Annotated in this window: 17 protein-coding genes; 8 read left to right on the forward strand and 9 right to left on the reverse strand. The window is 62.6% G+C overall.

The window, feature by feature from the left end:
* Positions 1-108 precede the first annotated feature (108 nt).
* From ACMGG9_RS10935 to ACMGG9_RS10945, 3 genes are all read left to right on the forward strand, one after another.
* Entirely contained in the window at positions 109-504 is a 396-nt protein-coding gene (locus ACMGG9_RS10935; RefSeq protein WP_414162166.1) for a DUF427 domain-containing protein, read from the forward strand.
* A 131-nt stretch (positions 505-635) separates the two neighbouring features.
* The gene (locus ACMGG9_RS10940) at positions 636-1,106 is read left to right on the forward strand and encodes an Rrf2 family transcriptional regulator (RefSeq protein ID WP_033650438.1); all 471 of its coding nucleotides are present in this window, start codon (positions 636-638) and stop codon (positions 1,104-1,106) included.
* Positions 1,107-1,299: 193 nt separating this feature from the next.
* Positions 1,300-1,437, forward strand: coding sequence for an AcrZ family multidrug efflux pump-associated protein (locus ACMGG9_RS10945; RefSeq protein ID WP_016927779.1), 138 nt, complete (start codon positions 1,300-1,302; stop codon positions 1,435-1,437).
* A gap of 39 nt (positions 1,438-1,476) precedes the next feature.
* On the opposite strand, the gene ACMGG9_RS10950 is transcribed toward ACMGG9_RS10945, so the two are convergent.
* The 6 genes from ACMGG9_RS10950 to ACMGG9_RS10975 form a co-directional block, all read right to left on the reverse strand.
* On the reverse strand, positions 1,477-2,238 hold the full coding sequence (locus ACMGG9_RS10950) for an amino acid ABC transporter ATP-binding protein (protein WP_273974314.1): 762 nt from the start codon (positions 2,236-2,238) through the stop codon (positions 1,477-1,479).
* The gene (locus ACMGG9_RS10955) at positions 2,235-3,140 is read right to left on the reverse strand and encodes an amino acid ABC transporter permease (protein ID WP_273974313.1); all 906 of its coding nucleotides are present in this window, start codon (positions 3,138-3,140) and stop codon (positions 2,235-2,237) included. The genes ACMGG9_RS10950 and ACMGG9_RS10955 overlap by 4 nt, the downstream gene beginning before the upstream one ends.
* Complete coding sequence (locus ACMGG9_RS10960) at positions 3,137-4,051, reverse strand: ABC transporter substrate-binding protein (protein WP_273872884.1); 915 nt, start codon at positions 4,049-4,051, stop codon at positions 3,137-3,139. Before ACMGG9_RS10960 ends, ACMGG9_RS10955 begins: the two co-directional genes overlap by 4 nt.
* A 17-nt stretch (positions 4,052-4,068) precedes the next feature.
* Entirely contained in the window at positions 4,069-5,406 is a 1,338-nt protein-coding gene (locus ACMGG9_RS10965; protein ID WP_197801306.1) for an LLM class flavin-dependent oxidoreductase, read from the reverse strand.
* A gap of 19 nt (positions 5,407-5,425) precedes the next feature.
* The gene (locus ACMGG9_RS10970) at positions 5,426-6,730 is read right to left on the reverse strand and encodes an MmgE/PrpD family protein (RefSeq protein ID WP_414162167.1); all 1,305 of its coding nucleotides are present in this window, start codon (positions 6,728-6,730) and stop codon (positions 5,426-5,428) included.
* A 225-nt stretch (positions 6,731-6,955) separates the two neighbouring features.
* Positions 6,956-7,843, reverse strand: a complete 888-nt coding sequence (locus ACMGG9_RS10975; protein WP_414162168.1) for a LysR family transcriptional regulator — start codon at positions 7,841-7,843, stop codon at positions 6,956-6,958.
* Between the two features lie 121 nt (positions 7,844-7,964).
* On the opposite strand from ACMGG9_RS10975, the gene ACMGG9_RS10980 reads away from it, so the two are divergent.
* Together ACMGG9_RS10980 and ACMGG9_RS10985 are read left to right on the forward strand one after the other, a co-directional pair.
* Positions 7,965-9,131, forward strand: a complete 1,167-nt coding sequence (locus ACMGG9_RS10980) for a serine hydrolase domain-containing protein (RefSeq protein WP_033650436.1) — start codon at positions 7,965-7,967, stop codon at positions 9,129-9,131.
* Positions 9,122-10,339: an MFS transporter gene (locus ACMGG9_RS10985; protein WP_414162169.1), complete on the forward strand. Its 1,218-nt coding sequence runs from the start codon at positions 9,122-9,124 to the stop codon at positions 10,337-10,339. The genes ACMGG9_RS10980 and ACMGG9_RS10985 overlap by 10 nt, the downstream gene beginning before the upstream one ends.
* Here ACMGG9_RS10985 and ACMGG9_RS10990 read toward each other — a convergent pair.
* Positions 10,266-11,141: an alpha/beta hydrolase gene (locus ACMGG9_RS10990; RefSeq protein WP_208060186.1), complete on the reverse strand. Its 876-nt coding sequence runs from the start codon at positions 11,139-11,141 to the stop codon at positions 10,266-10,268. The genes ACMGG9_RS10985 and ACMGG9_RS10990 overlap by 74 nt on opposite strands.
* A gap of 150 nt (positions 11,142-11,291) precedes the next feature.
* On the opposite strand from ACMGG9_RS10990, the gene ACMGG9_RS10995 reads away from it, so the two are divergent.
* The 3 genes from ACMGG9_RS10995 (at position 11,292) to ACMGG9_RS11005 (ending at position 14,629) form a co-directional block, all read left to right on the forward strand.
* Positions 11,292-12,041 (forward strand): DeoR/GlpR family DNA-binding transcription regulator, encoded by a 750-nt coding sequence (locus tag ACMGG9_RS10995; protein ID WP_033650433.1) that lies wholly within the window; start codon positions 11,292-11,294, stop codon positions 12,039-12,041.
* Between the two features lie 12 nt (positions 12,042-12,053).
* A complete protein-coding gene (locus ACMGG9_RS11000; protein WP_414162170.1) occupies positions 12,054-13,121 on the forward strand; it encodes an oxidoreductase in 1,068 nt (355 codons plus the stop codon).
* A gap of 113 nt (positions 13,122-13,234) precedes the next feature.
* Complete coding sequence (locus tag ACMGG9_RS11005; RefSeq protein ID WP_414162171.1) at positions 13,235-14,629, forward strand: MFS transporter; 1,395 nt, start codon at positions 13,235-13,237, stop codon at positions 14,627-14,629.
* Here ACMGG9_RS11005 and ACMGG9_RS11010 read toward each other — a convergent pair.
* Together ACMGG9_RS11010 and ACMGG9_RS11015 are read right to left on the reverse strand one after the other, a co-directional pair.
* On the reverse strand, positions 14,614-15,150 hold the full coding sequence (locus ACMGG9_RS11010; RefSeq protein WP_170853049.1) for a dihydrofolate reductase family protein: 537 nt from the start codon (positions 15,148-15,150) through the stop codon (positions 14,614-14,616). The two genes, ACMGG9_RS11005 and ACMGG9_RS11010, sit on opposite strands and share 16 nt — an antisense overlap.
* The gene (locus tag ACMGG9_RS11015) at positions 15,150-15,551 is read right to left on the reverse strand and encodes a VOC family protein (RefSeq protein WP_015377846.1); all 402 of its coding nucleotides are present in this window, start codon (positions 15,549-15,551) and stop codon (positions 15,150-15,152) included. The genes ACMGG9_RS11010 and ACMGG9_RS11015 overlap by 1 nt, the downstream gene beginning before the upstream one ends.
* Positions 15,552-15,660 lie beyond the last annotated feature (109 nt).

Genomic DNA, 15,660 nt, shown 5'->3' on the forward strand with positions numbered 1-15,660 from the left:
GCGCGGTGAAAAGCGATCGCTCGCCGAATGTGCGGCCGTCGGCAAAACCGTTCGGCTATACTGGGAAGACGCCTCACGAGGGGCGGGGCGCACACGCTGGAGGCCGCCATGTCCGAGCTCGTTTCCGCATCCGGCAAACCGGTGAAAATTCCCGGCCCGGACCATCCGATTACGCTGACCCGCCATCCGACGCGGGTCGTGGTGCGCGGCGTCGGCCAAATCCTGGCCGACAGCCGTCATGTGCTCATCTTGCAGGAAGCCAACTATCCGCCGGTGTTTTACTTTCCGCGTGAGGATGTGAATATGGCGCTGCTGCATAAAAGCACGCACGTGAGCTACTGCCCTTATAAGGGCGACTGCAGTTATTTCTCCCTCACGCTGAACGGCCCGCAGGGGGACAATGCGGCCTGGAGCTATGAAATGCCTTACAACGCCGTGGTGACGATCAAGGATCATCTGGCATTTTATCCCGACAAAGTCACGGCGATCCGTACCGAAGCCTGAGCCGCCGCCGCCTTCGGGCGGGGGCAGGTTGACATTCCACTTATCCCTACTCATTATGTGTATTACCGGAAATTGATACGCTTTCCTTATGTTTTAATCCGACATAAGCGAAACTCTGAGCAGGTGCCAAGGTGTCTACCTCTACGCGATTTGCCGTTGCCATCCATATTCTGACCAACATCACGCTGTGTCGCGGCCAGACGGTGCGTTCCGAAGATATCGCCCGCAGCGTCAACACCAATCCGACGGTGGTGCGGCGCATTCTCGGGGCGTTGGCGGAGGCGGGGCTGACCTATTCGCAGATGGGGCAAGGCGGCGGGGCGCTGTTGGCGCGGCCGGCGGAAGCGATTTCTTTGCTGGACGTGTATCGCGCGGTGGAGGATCAACCTTATTTCACGCTGCATCGCACCCGGCCTAACGAGGCGTGCTATATCGGCCACGCCATTACCCCGGTGCTGGAGCAAGAGTTTGCGCGCGTCGGCCACGCGCTGGAAGCCAGCCTGGCACAGACCAGCATCGCCGAAATGGCCGGGCAGGTTGAGCTGCGCGCCGGCTATCCCTTCGTCCCTTGTTCACCGCAATATCAAGCAGATACGCAATAAAAAATCACGCCAAACCCCGTTCCGCGCAGAGCATTTTTTGCATTGCGTTAATGTAATTGTGTAAGTTACATTAGCTCGCATCAAGTGTGATGTAGCTCACGTTTTAGACTGCCTCCCCACGATAATCGACCGTTTGGCCGGAAACCTTTTCTTCCGGCGCAGATTCGCTGTGCTTATAAACCAGGAGAGAACGATGTTAGAAATGATTGAAAGCTTGGCCACCGTGGTGGTCCTGGTGCCGGTAATGGTGGCCGTCTTGCTCGGCGCGATTTACGGCCTGGGTGAAGTGTTCAACGTCTTTTCCGCTATCGGCAGAAAAAATAACGGCTGAATTTGAACGTCAGGGGACGCAACGCCCCCTGACGGAGGGTTACAATACCGTCGCCAGGAAGTTGCGCGTCCTCTCATGTCCCGGCGCATCCAGAACCTGCTGCACGCTGCCCGTTTCAACCACCTTTCCCTGATCCATAAAGACAATCTGGTCGGCCACTTCGCGGGCGAAGCCGATTTCGTGCGTGACCACCACCATGGTCATGCCCGAATGCGCCAAATCTTTCATCACCTGCAGCACTTCGCCAACCAATTCAGGATCGAGCGCGGAGGTCGGTTCATCAAACAGTAACACCTGCGGGTTCATCGCCAGCGCGCGGGCGATGGCGACGCGTTGCTGCTGGCCGCCGGACAGTTCACGCGGCCAGGCGTTGATGCGATGTTCAAGCCCGACGCGGGCCAGCAGCAGCTTCGCCCGTTCCTGCACCTCGGCTTTTTTTTCCTTTTTCACCCGCAGCGGCGCGTCGCTGACGTTTTGCAACACGGTGCGGTGCGCAAACAAGTTGAACTGCTGAAATACCATGCCGATGCTTTTACGCTGTTCGGCCACCTCGGCTTCTTTCAGCTCGTACAGATGCCGGCCTTTTTGACGATAGCCGATCAGCTGTTCGCCAACGCGAATGGTGCCGCCGTCCAGCTTTTCCAGGTGGTTGATGCAGCGCAACAGGGTGGATTTGCCGGAGCCGGAAGGGCCGAGGATCACCGTCACCGAACCTGCCGGAATGGTCAGGCTGATGTTTTTCAACACTTCGGTGCCGGAAAAGGATTTCCGCACCCGGTTGATGTGGATGGATGCGCTCATTGTTCACCTCCCTGAGGGGCTTTGCGGTTGAGGAAGAACCGGCCGCTGCGCGTTGCCTGCGTGCCGCGGCCAAAATAGCGCTCCACGTAGTATTGACCAATTGACAGAATCGAAGTCATGGCCAGATACCACAGGGTGGCGACCAGCAACAGCGGGATGACCTCGTAGGTGCGTTGGTAAATGATCTGCGCCGAATACAGCACGTCCTGCAGGGCAATCACCGACACCACCGCGGTGGTTTTCAACTGCCCGATCACTTCATTGCCCGCCGGCGGCAGGATGGTGCGCATCGCCTGCGGCAATACCACGCGCCACAGGATTTGCCCACGACGGTAGCCCAGCGCTTTGGCGGCTTCCAACTGGCCGCTGCTGACGCTTTGGATGCCTGCGCGCACAATTTCCGCCGCATAGGCCGACTGATGCATCACCAGCGCAATCACCGCGGCGCTGAAGGTGCTGATAAGGGTATTGGTCGGCGCGCTGGCGACTTCGCCCAGAAACGGGATCCACAAGCTGATGCGGGGATAAAGCGCGGCGATGTTGTACCACAGGAACAGCTGCACCAGCATCGGCACTGCACGGAAGAACCAGGTGTAGAACCAGCTTACCGCCACCAATACCGGATTGGCCGACAGGCGCATCAGCGCCAGCAGCACGCCGCCGGCGAAGCCGAACACCACCGAAATCACCGTCAGCTTCAGCGTCATGAGCACGCCGTTGAGGATGGACGCCTCGGTGAGGTTTTCCGCCACCACCGACCATTCAAAGCGCGGGTTGTGCAGCATGGAATTGACGATAACGGCGACGATCAGCAGCACAACCAGGGCGCTGAGCCAGCGCCCGTAATGCCGGAGGCCGACGATGCTCAGTTCCGCGTCGTCGACAGGGTATTGCCCACTCATTTTGCGATCTCTTCATTGATGCCGGCGGTTTTCACTGCACCAAAACCGATATCCCAGCCGTCGAGGATTTTCTGGTAGCTGCCGTCGGCGATCAGTGAATTTAGCGCTGCCTGCACCGGTTTCACCAGTTCGGAGCCTTTGGGCAGGGCGATGGCCACCGTGGTGCCGTCGATGTTGATATCACCGGCCAACGTCAGCGGTTTGACGTGGGCGGCCTGGTAGCGCAGCCCTTCATACGGGCCGAAAAACATCGGTACGCGGCCGCTGATCACCGCTTGCACCCCGGCCGGGCGGTCCGGGAAGATCGGCATGGTGATGGCCGGTTTGCCGGCGGCGACGCATTGATCGCTGGCCTGCTGCAGGCGGGTTATTTGCGAGGTGCCTGCGCCGGCGCCGACGGTCTGGCCGCACAATTGGGCCAGCTCGGTGTAAGGGCCAAGCGCAGCGTCTTTGCGGGCGATCAAGGCCAGCTTGGAAGCGTTGTAATAGCCGACGAAGTCCACCTGCTGGAAGCGCTTTTTGTTGGCGTCAATGTTGGCCAGCGCGACGTCATAACGGCCGGACTTCAGGCCGGGGATGATGTTGTCGAAACCGCCGGTGTCCTTCCAGTGGATCGCCACGCCCAGGCGATCGGCAATCGCGCTCATCACGTCGATTTCACGCCCGGCCAGCGTTTTGTTGTCCGCCTGGTAAAAAGTGGTCGGCGGGGTGTTCGGGTTAGTGCCGGCAACGATATAGCCGGCCTTTTTGATTGATTCAGGCAGGCTGTCGTGCAGCGCCGGATCGGCGGCAGCTTTCACCGCCGCCTTGAAGGGAACATCGCCTTCAGCGGCATGACCGGCGGCCAACGGCGCCAGCGTGGAGGAAGCCAACAGCAGGGACAGTACGGTGCGTTTGAATGTGGTTTTCATCATAATTTCCCTGCGGATTAAGCCGATTTTACGTTAGCGAAGTTGATTGCCGGTTCAGGCAGGCCCAGGTTTTCACGCAGGGTTGCATACTGATACTCCTCACGGAACAGGCCACGGCGGCGCAGCTCCGGGATCACCAGCTCGACGAACAGTTCCAGTTGGTTGGGCAACACCGCCGGCATGATGTTGAAGCCGTCTGCGCCTTGCTGTTCCAGCCATAGCTGGAAGTCGTCGGCGATCTCTTCGGCGGTGCCTACCACCACGCGGTGGCCGCGCGAACCGGCCGCGACGGCCGCCAGCTCGCGCAGCGTCAGGTTTTCCCGCGCGGCCAGATCGGTCAGCAGTTTCACGCGGCTTTGGCCGCCTTCGGTGGCGCCCACGTTCGGCACCGGGCCGTCCAGCGGGTAATCGCTCAAATCGAAACCAAAGCGCGCCGACAGCTGCTCAATGCCGTTATCGATATCCACCAGTTGATTCAGCTGATACCAGGTTTCCCGCGCTTCTTCTTTGGTACGGCCGACAATCGGCATCACACCTGGCAGGATCAGCAGGTGGTCCGGGTTGCGGCCGGCGTCGGCCACGTATTTTTTCTGACTGCGGTAGAAAGCCTGTCCTTCTTCCAGGCTGGCGGCGGCGGTGAACACCACTTCGGCGGTTTCCGCCGCCAGCTGTTGGCCGGCCGGGGAAGAGCCGGCCTCAATGATCACTGGCCGCCCTTGCGGCGAGCGGGAAATGTTCAGCGGGCCCTGCACCGAGAAATGCTTGCCCTTATGGTTGGCGGCGTGGATTTTCTCGTCGATGGCGTACACGCCATTTTGCTTGTCGCGCACGATGGCGTCTTTTTCCCAGCCGTCCCACAGTTTGTAGCTGGCCTCGAGGAATTCCCGCGCCACTTCATAGCGTTCCGCGTGCGACGGCAGATCTTCACGGCTGAAGTTGCGCGCCGCATCGCTGGAGAATGAGGTCACCACGTTCCATGCGGCGCGGCCGTGGCTGATATGGTCGATGGAGGCCATGGCGCGCGCCAGGTGGAAAGGTTGATCGAACGTGGTGGAGGCGGTCGCCGCCAGCCCGATATGGCGGGTATTGACCGCCAGCGCCGCGAGCAGCGTCAGCGGCTCCAGGCGTGACATCGTCGAGGGCAGGCGGTGCACGCTGGTCGCCAGCGCGTCGCCGACGAAGAACATATCGAAGGTGCCTTCTTCGGCTTTTTTTGCGATCCAGGTGAACCAGTCGATATCGGTCGGTGAACCGCTGGCGCCTTCTGCGCGCCATCCCCCGATGTGGTGCCCCAGCGCCTGAACGAACAGGCCGAGACGGAGTTGGCGCGATGGTGTTGAAGGTGAAGTACTCATAGTTATTCCTGTTTTATTATTAATTTAACAATGCAATCAGTCGCGGCAGCGCGCCAGGGGACATAAGCGCACAGTCGCGGATAACGCTCTCGCCTTCGAGGCCCGGAAGCAGCTGCAAAATGGCGCGCAGCTTGGCGTCGAGGTCTGTTGGCCGGGCGGCGGTTTGCTTTCTTGTGACTATGTCACTTATTTGCCTTCCGTCCTGCAGCGTCAGGGTCAGGCGATGGAAGCGCATCTCCGGATCGAGCGCGTCCGGCGGGGCCGCGGGATCGGCATGGCGCTCAACTTTTGCCGCCAGGGCGGCGATAGCCGCATCGACCGGCTGTTCGCCGTAATGCGTCAGCGCGACCTCGCCGTGGTATAGCGCATCGGCGATGACGTATTCGAGGCTAAAGCGCGCTTCCACACCGGTGGCCGGTTGGCGAATATAGGGCGCGGTATCTGCGCCGGGCGGAAAACTGACCTCAACCAGGGCGATCTCTGCAAGGGCGTCGCCTTGTTCCAGCAGCCGCTCGCGCAGGGCGAGCGCCGCCTCGGCCGCGCTGTGAGTGCCACCGCAGGTCGGGTAGCGCTTGAACTCCAGCCCCGGCAGCAGGATGCGCCAGGGCGCGCCCCAGCCGGCTGTCAGGCATTCCGGTTTTTGCCGGCCGTCACCGTGGGAAGCCAGCAGGCTGTCCAGCACGCCCTCCGGTTGGCCGATGAAACCGGCCTGAGCCAGCAGGGCGGCGTTGACCGCGTTGCGTGCCGCCAGGCCGGCGTGCAGCGGTTTGGCCGCCGAACCGAACTGGCTGCGCAGGCCCGCTGCCTGCGTGGCCGCCAGGCCCAGAGCAATCTGCGTTTGCCGCTGGTCAAGCTGCAGATAACGCGCCACGGCGGCGCAGGCGGCGACCGCGCCCAGGGTAGCGGTGCTGTGAAAACCCAGTGCGTAATGTTGCGTGCCAGCGGCCAATCCCAGCCGGCCAGCGGCCTCTACGCCGATGACATAGGCGGTTAACAGCTCAGTGACATTGTCACTCTCACCGTTCAGCGCCAGCAGGGCGGAGAGCACTACGGTGCTCGGATGGCCACGCAGCGCAGGATGGTAATCATCGAAGTCCAACGAGTGGCTGACATAGCCATAGCGCAGTGCGCGGTTCTCGCTGCCGTTCGGCGGAAACGTCGTGCCGATCGCTGCCAGACCGGCATCGCTCAACGCCCCGCGGGCAATCGGCAGCGCGCAGGCGAAGTAATCTTTCACGCCGCGGCGAGCGGCTGACAGGGCGGTTTCATCCGGCTGGCTGTTCAATATCAGATGAGCGAATTGGGCGGTTATCGGTAATGACAAGGCGTTAACACCTGAATTTATAGATGGTTATGCACGAGTGCGGGGTGAAAGGTATTGTGTGGCGGTTTTCTTTGTCCCGAAAGAACGAACGGCGCTTCCATATCGCTGAATGGAATATCACGACGGCGCTGCGCCGCCGTCAGGGCTGCTGGTAGGCGCGGCAGGCTGCGCTTTAGCTATTTTTATGCAAAGCAAAGCTGAATTTGTTCTAACACGGTAGAGGAGTTAGGCCGAGAAAAGGCGAACGCTCATGATGTCGATAAATGCCCTGAGACGCGGGGTAAGATGTTTGCTTGAAGGCCAGAGAATTTTGAGACTGCCACTGTGTCGGCAGTGGTCGCCAAGCACCGGTTGGAGCCGCTGCTGCTCCAGCGCCTTTCGCACCGCGAAATCGGGCAGGCAGGCGATGCCCAGGCCCTGTTCCGTCAGGTAAATCAGCGTATCGACGGTGTTGCATACCGTGCGCTTGCCCAGGCCTTCGTCGAGCAGTTTATCTCCGCCCGCCACCGGCCAGGTCTCGATTTTTCCGGTGGTGGGGAATCTGTATAACAGGCAGGCGTGATCGCGCAGTTCTGCCGGCTGGCGGGGTATTCCCGCCCGGCGCAGATAGTCCGGCGCCGCCACCAGCTGTAGGTGAAACGTGCCCAGTTGGCGGCTCATTAAGCGAGAATCCTCGGTATCGCCCACGCGGATCACCGCATCGAACCCTTCTTCGATCACCGCGACCCGACGGTCGGAAAAATCGGCTTCCAGCTCAATATCGGGATAGTTCCGGACAAATTCCGCCAATACCGGATTTAACAGGCCTCCCACCAGCGGCAGACTGACGCGCAGTTTGCCGCGCGGCGCGCTATGCGTATCACTGATATCCCGTTCCGCCGCCGCCATCTCCTCCAGAATGCGCTGACACCGCAGCAGAAACCGCCGCCCCTCGGCGGTTAGCGTCATGCTGCGCGTGCTGCGGTGAAACAGACGTACGCCCAGTCGGTTCTCCAGGCGGGCGATGCTTTTCCCCACCGCCGAGGCCGAGATGCCGAGCACGCGGCCGGCGTCAACGAAGCTGAGAGTTTCAGCGGCCTGCACGAAGGCGCTCACGCCGGCTAAGTTATCCATCGTTTGTCCTATTGCGGACGTTAATGTCCGTTATGAAGGGAAATCTAGCCTGTTTTTCCGCTAATCGCCAGGCCCTATGCTCGGTGACTTCAGCATGAGCTGATTATCTGGAGCAATGACGATGAGTGCATATGGGCATACCGCGGGCGTGATAGACCGGGCGATCGATAACGCGCTGGCGGAAAAACGGCTGGTTGGCGCAGTGGTTTTGGTGGCGCAGGGGGGCGATACGTTTTATCGCCGCGCGGCGGGGCTGGCGGATCGCGAAGCCGGCCGGCCGATGGCGTTCAATACGCTATTCCGTCTGGCTTCGGTATCCAAACCGATCGTGTCCACGGCGGCGCTGGCATTGATGGCGCAAGGCCGTATGCAGCTGGAGGATCCCATCACCCGTTGGCTGCCGCATTTTCGTCCGCGGTTGGCGGATGGCACCACGCCGTTGATGACGCTACGGCATCTCATGACCCACACCGCCGGACTAAGCTACCGTTTTTTCCAGCCGGAAGGGGGATTCTACGCCCAATCGGCGGTCTCCGACGGCATGGATGAGGCGTCTGTCAGCCTGCAAGAGAACGTGCGGCGTATTGCCTGCGCCCCTTTGCTGGCTCCGCCCGGCGCGGCGTGGCGCTATTCCATCGCGACCGATGTCCTGGGCGCAGCGATCGAACAGGCGAGCGGCCTGCCGCTGGCGCAGGCAGTAAAAAAATGGGTGACCGGGCCGCTGGCGATGACGGATACCGATTTCCTGGCGGTGGATCCTGCACGTTTGGCGGCCGCTTACGCCGATCATCCCGGCGAGCCGCGCCGCCTGCGCCAACCGGATCATTTACCGTTTATCGATGGCAGCGCCGGTTTTCATCTGTCGCCGGCGCGAGCGTTGGATCCGTTGGCTTACGCCTCAGGCGGCGCCGGCATGGTCGGCTCGGCCGAGGATTTCCTGCGCCTGCTGGAAGCGTTGCGCCAGGGAGGAACGCCGGTGCTGCCAACCGATTGGGTGACGGCGTTCACCAGCAACCAAATCGGCGATTTGCCGATGCCGTTTTGGCCGGGGCGCGGTTTCGGCCTCGGCATTACCGTACTGAAAGACCCCATCGCCGCGCAAACGCCGGAGTCCGTGGGGACCTGGCGAATGGGCGGCACCTATGGCCATTCCTGGTTCGTCGATCCTGTCCGGCAGCTCAGCGTCGTCGCGTTTACCAACACGGCGCTGGAGGGCATGTCCGGCGCCTTTGTCGGCGAGATTTGTCAGGCGGTCTATGCCGCGACGGGAGCGATGCAATGCGCCTGATGCCGCCGATTTTCTTTATCGCGCTGGGGTTGTTCGGCGTTTACTGCATCGAGTTCGGCGTGGTGGGCATTTTGCCGCTGATCATTGCACGGTATGGCATCTCCACGGCGCAGGCCGGCTGGCTGGTCGGGATCTTCGCCCTGACCATCGCGCTGCTCGGGCCGCTGTTGGTGCTGCTGGCGTCGCGATTCAATCGCAAACGCATGTTGTTGATCGCGTTGACCGTGTTCGCGGCGGCCAGCGCGCTGTCCGCTCAGACGGACAGCTTCACCATGCTCATGCTGCTGCGCATTGTGCCGGCGCTGTTTCATCCGATCTATTTTTCGCTGGCCATGGTGGCGGCCGCGGCGCTTTATCCCCCGCATCAGGCCACCAAAGCAACCGCCTATGCGTTCATCGGCACCAGCATGGGCATGGTGTTGGGGATACCGTTGACGCAATGGATCGCCGGGCAGTTCAGCTATGAAGCCTCGTTCCGGTTCTGTGCCTGGGTCAATCTCCTGGCAGCGGCGGGATTGCTGTGGCGTTTGCCTGATGCGGCCGTACAGCGCCTCAGCTATGGCAAACAGTTGGCAATCCTGCGCAGCGGGACACTGTGGCTGAATGTCATCACCTGCGTGCTGATCTTTGCCGCCATGTTCGCCGTCTATGCTTACGCGGCTGAGTATCTCAGCCGTGAAATCGGCCTCAGCGGCGGCGCCATCGGCTTTCTTCTGGTGGCGTTCGGCGTGGGCGGTGTCGCGGGCAACCTGTTGGCCGGCAAGGGGTTGAGCCGCCATCGAGCGCTGACGGTGCTGCTGCACCCGCTAGCCTTGATTGCGGCTTATGCGCTGCTGTATCACTACGGCAGCGCGAATATCGGTTCGATGACGGCGCTTTGTCTGTATTGGGGAGCGGCGCACACCAGCGGTTTGATCGTGACGCAGATCTGGCTGACATCCGAAGCCCCCCAGGCGCCGGCGTTCGCCACCGGGCTGTATATCGCCTTTATCAATCTGGGCGTGGCGCTGGGCTCGCTGGCGGGCGGCTGGTTCATCACCGCGTGGGGGCTACAGGGCAGCCTGCTGTGCGGAACCTTGTTCGCCGCGCTGGCGGTGATTACGATCGCCGCCAGACTCCGGCTGCAGCGGCAGGCTACCGTTGCGTTGCGTCGATCATCGCCATCACCTGCCGAAACATCGCGCTTTCCGCATCCGCCAGCTCGTTGACCAGCGTAAAGTGATTGCAGTGGCGGTCGGCCAGCAGGTGGACGTCGAGACCGCGCGCCAGGCAGGCGTCATAATAGGCCTGCGTTTGGTTTTTGAAGCCTTGCGTTTCGCGGTGGCCGACGTCGAGCAGGATCTGCGGCGCATTCGCTTTCGCCGGCAGCAAAAACAGCGGGCTGAGAGTTTGCGCCTGTTCGGGCGTCAGGTGCAGCCAGTCGTTGATGTAGATATCGCACAGCGGGCGCAGATCGTAGAGGCCGCTCAGCGCCAGCGCGCCTTTGATCGCATCGGGCGGCAGGCGATAGCGTTGCTGCCAGCCGTCGGCGATCAGCATGCCGCACAGGTGGCCGCCGGCCGAACTGCCGCTGACGAAAATGCGCGCCGGATCGATGCCGAACGGCGCTCCGTGATGATAAAGCCAGGCGACGGCGCTGCGCACCTCATGCACGATCTCCGCCAGCGTCGCTTCCGGCGCCAGCGTATATTCCAGCGTGGCGACCGCCACACCGCGGCGGGCGAACGCGGCGGCCATCGAGCAGGCTTCCTCTTTGCGCTGCGAATGCCAGTAGCCGCCATGTATAAAGATCAGCAGCGGGGCGGGCTGTGCGCTGGCCGGGAACAGATCGAGACGCTCGGCGGCGCTCATGCCGTAGCGCAGATCGTAAATGCCCGGCGTCTGCGCTTTGGCGCGCTGGGCCAGCGCGGCATAGTCCGCCATGCAGGCGTCAAAATCCTCCACCGAAGCGCGGGCGTTGTATTGCGCGGCGCGGGCGCTCAGGTCTTCAAACGTCAGATCGATGTTCATGCGTTTCTCCGGATTGTTATGCGTTATGTCTTCATCATCGTCCCGCAGGGGAAAAGATGTTTGATCTCCGGTGCGCACAATTGCGGCTTCTCCAATGCTGTTATCTGCTGTATATTGCCGTTTTATGCTTTTTTAATGCGGAATAATCCCATGCACAAAGCGGCACGACAGCGCCATTTACTGGATTTGCTCAGCGAACGCGGGCAGGCGGCGGTGGCGGAATTGGCCAGCGCCATCGGTGTTTCGGTCGATACCGTGCGCCGCGACTTGGCCGATCTCGAGCGGCAGGGGTTGGCGCAGAAACATCACGGCGGCGCGATAGCGCTCGAACCGTCCGGCATGCCGCGCCAGGCGCGCGCGGCGCTGTTGCCGCAGGTCAAGCAGCGGCTCGGCCGTGCGGTGGCCGCACAGATCCCGCCCGGCAGCACCCTGATGCTGGATGCGGGCAGTACGCTGTTGGCGGTGGCGCAAGCGTTGCGCGGCCCGGCGACGGTGATCACCGCCTCGCTGGATATCGCGCAGTGCCTGAGCGATAAGCCGGAGATCCAACTGATCCTGCTCGGCGGCCAGTGGGACGCGCGCCAACGGCTGTTCGCCGGCAGCGCGACGCTGGCGTTGCTGGAACGCTACCGCGCGGACATCGCTTTGCTGGGCGCCTGTGCGGTGCATTCTCAGCTGGGGCTGAGCGCCGGCGAAGAGGCCGATGCAGAGGTCAAACGCGCCATGCTGGCCAACAGCGGCGAGCGCTGGCTGGTGGCCGACCATATGAAGCTGGATCGCTGCGAGCCGCATCACGTGGCGGATCTGGCGCAGATCCAACGCCTGTTTACCGATCGCCCGTGGGATAACCTGGACGAGCAATCAATGATTGAACTTTGTGTCGTCGCCGACGACCGCTAGAGGAGAACACTGATGAACGATAACGCTCAACCGTTGCAGGTGGCGCTGATTGGTTACGGCTTTGTCGGCAAGGCGTTTCATGCGCCGCTGATTAACGCGGTGCCGGGTCTGGCGCTGAGCGTGGTGGCTTCGCGCGATGCCGCCAAAGTCCATGCCGATCTGCCGCACGTGCGCGTGATCGCCGATCCGCTGGAGGCGATCCGCTTGCCGGAAGTGGACCTGGTGGTGATTGCTTCGCCGAACGCCACCCATGCGCCGCTGGCGCTGGCTGCGCTGGAAGCGGGCAAGCACGTGGTGGTGGATAAGCCGTTTACGCTGGATTTGGCGCAGGCGCGCACGCTGATTGCAGCGGCGGAGAAGCACGGCCGTCTGCTGTCGGTATTCCAGAATCGCCGCTGGGACAGCGATTTCCTGGGCGTGAAGCAGGTGATCGAGCAGGGACTGATCGGCAAGGTAACGCACTTTGAGTCGCACATCGATCGTTACCGCCCAAAAGTGCGGGTGCGCTGGCGCGAGCAGAATCTGCCGGGCAGCGGGCTGTGGTTCGATCTGGGGCCGCACATGGTCGATCAGGCGCTGCAGCTGTTCGGTTTGCCGCACAGCGTGCAGGCCAACATCGCCACGCTGCGCGCCAATGCGCAGATCAATGACTGGGCGCATGTGGTGCTGAACTACCCGACGCACCGCGTGATTTTGCATGGCAGCATGCTGGTGGCGGGCGGCGTCGCGCGCTTTACCGTGCACGGCGATAAAGGCAGCGTGGTCAAAGCGCGCGCCGACGGGCAGGAGAGCCAACTGCTGGCCGGCGTAACGCCGGGTTCGGCTGAGTGGGGTAAAGACGACGACGCGATGAGCCTGTTTATCGGCACGGAGCCGGTGCGTACGTTGCCGACGCCGGATGGCGATCAGCGCCAATATTACGTCCAGGTGCGTGACGCGCTGCGCGGCGTCGGCGCCAACCCGGTCACCGCATCGCAGGCGTTGGCGGTGATGGCGGTGCTGGAAGCGGCCACCCTGGCGGCGGAAACCGGCGTAACCCAAACGCTGCCGCTCACCGAGGCGGAGATCGCCGCCTGGTAACGCATCGCGCCAGATAAGGCGTCAGATGCATTGATACAGTGCATCGCATGCGTCTTCCGCCATCCCAACCCCTGACATAGGCTAACCCTCAGTCTATGTCAGGAGTGCTTATCATGTTATCCCATCCTTCGCCGCAGGGCGTCCGCGGCATACTGGCCGCACTTTCTCTGTGTATGCTGCTGTCATCGCTCGGCATCAGCATCGCCAACGTCGGGCTGCCGGCGCTCGCCACCGCATTCCATGCCTCGTTCCAGGCAGTGCAGTGGGTGCTGCTCTGCTATTTGTTGGCCGTCACCACCTGCATCATCGGCATCGGCCGCTTGGGCGACAGCCTCAATCGTCGCCGCCTGCTGCTGGCGGGCATCGCGCTGTTTACCGCCGCTTCGCTGGCTTGTGCGTTGGCTCCGCAGCTGTGGCTGCTGCTGGCGGCGCGCCTGGCGCAGGGGCTGGGGGGCGCAGTCATGATGTCAATCACCATGGCGCTGGCGGGCGAGGCGCTGGGCACGGAAAAGATCGGCCGCGCGATGGGGCTGCTCGGCACTATGTCGGCCGTGGGCACCGCGCTGGGGCCGTCGTTGGGCGGCGCGCTGATCGCCGGCTTCGGCTGGCGAACGATATTCCTGATCAACCTGCCGCTGGGCCTGCTGGCGCTCTGGCTCGCCTGGCGATACTTGCCGGATGGGGCGCGGGCGGCGACGCGCCCTGAACCGTTCGACCGCGCCGGCACGCTGCTGCTGGGCGGCGCATTGCTGTGCTACTCGCTGGCGATGACTCTGGGACGCGGTGATTTCGGCGCGCTTAACCTGGCGTTGATGTTGGGCGCTCTGTTGGCGGCAGGGTTGTTTATCCGCGTGGAGCGCCGCGCCGTGTCGCCGCTGTTGGCGCCGACGATGTTCCGCCATCCGGCCCTGACGGCGGGGCTGGCGGCCAGCGCGTTGGTCATGACGGTGATGACCGCCACGCTGGTGGTCGGGCCGTTTTATCTGGCGCGCGCGCTGGGGTTAAGCACCGCGCAGGTGGGGCTGGTGATGTCGGCAGGGCCGGCGGTGGCGATCCTGACCGGTATTCCGGCGGGTTATCTGGTGGATCGCTTTGGATCGCAACGCATCGCCCAGCTTGGGCTGGCGGCAGTGGCCGCCGGGGCGGGATTGCTGTCGCTGCTGGGCCGCTGGGGCGTACTCGGCTATGTCGCGCCGATCGCGCTGTTGACCGCCGGTTATGCGCTGTTTCAGGTGGCCAATAACACGGTGCTGATGAAGGATCTGTTTCCAGAACGACGCGGGTTGATCGCCGGCATGGTCAATCTGGCGCGCAATCTGGGGGCGATCACCGGCGCGTCGGCGATGGGGGCGCTGTTTTATCTGGCCTCGCAGCGGGTGGCGGGCGCCGCTGCGGCCGCGGCTTACGGCATGCGCGTCACCTACGGCGCGGCGGCGTTGCTGGCGTTGGCGGCATTGCTTATCGCCTTCGGCGGCCGCCGACTGGCGCTGCGTTATGACGCGCGCTGAACGGCGTAGCGTTCTTGCACGAAACCGTTGTCCGACTGGGTGACGGCGAGCAGACGCAGGCGCTGCTCAGGGGCATCGGCGCCGAACAAGGGAATGCCGCCGCCCAGCAGCAGCGGCACGCGCGTAATCGTCAATTCGTCGATCAATCCGGCCTGCAGGAAACGCTGCACGGTCTGGCCGCCGTCGATATACAGGTGACGGCAGCCGGCCTCGGCCAACCGCGCCACGACGCTGGCCGGTTCGCCGCTCATCCAGCGGACAGGCTCTGCGCTCTGCGGTGCGGATTGCGTCGACAGTACCACCACCGGCAGTTCTCCATAGGGCCATTCGGGAAAGGCGCGGACTTTTTCATAGGTATGGCGGCCCATCACCAGCGCGTCGATGTCGGCGATAAACGCTTCAAAACTCAGGCCATTGAGCAACGACACCGCGTACTCGGGCCGCAGCAGCCAATCGATGTCGCCGTCCGGGCCGGCAATGAATCCGTCTACGCTGGTGGCGATGTAAACCGAGCATTTCATCAGGCGAGATCTCCGCGGTAAACCACATGGACCTTGTTGCCGTCGGGATCGCGCAGGTAAGCACCGAAATAGCCTTTGCCATAGTGCGCGCGCTCGCCGGGTTCGCCTTCACTGCTGCCACCCGCCAGCAGGCCGGCGGCGTAGGCGCGTTTAACCGCCAGCTCGTCGGCGGCGAGAAAGGCCAGCATGCTGCCGTTGCCGGCGCTGGCGGGCTGTCTGTCGAAGGGTTGGTAGGCATAAAACCGCGGCAGCGTTTGGCCCGGCATCACCCAGCAGCGGGCGGCGGGGCCGCCGTCCGGCGTCACTTCCCGCCGTTGTAAACCCAATGGCAACAAAATGGCGTCGTAGAACGCGGCGGCGGCGTCCAGATCGCTGACGCCGACGGTAATATGGCTGAACATGGCGCGTTTCCTTTCCCAAGAGAGAATAATGAACGGATAAAACAGTAGCAGCGATAGCGCAGGATGGACAGACCGCCGTGGAGGATTCGGATTAGGGACGCGCGCAGGG

The sequence above is a fragment of the Serratia sp. BNK-10 genome (genome assembly GCF_047456065.1).
Lineage (GTDB): Bacteria > Pseudomonadota > Gammaproteobacteria > Enterobacterales > Enterobacteriaceae > Serratia > Serratia ureilytica.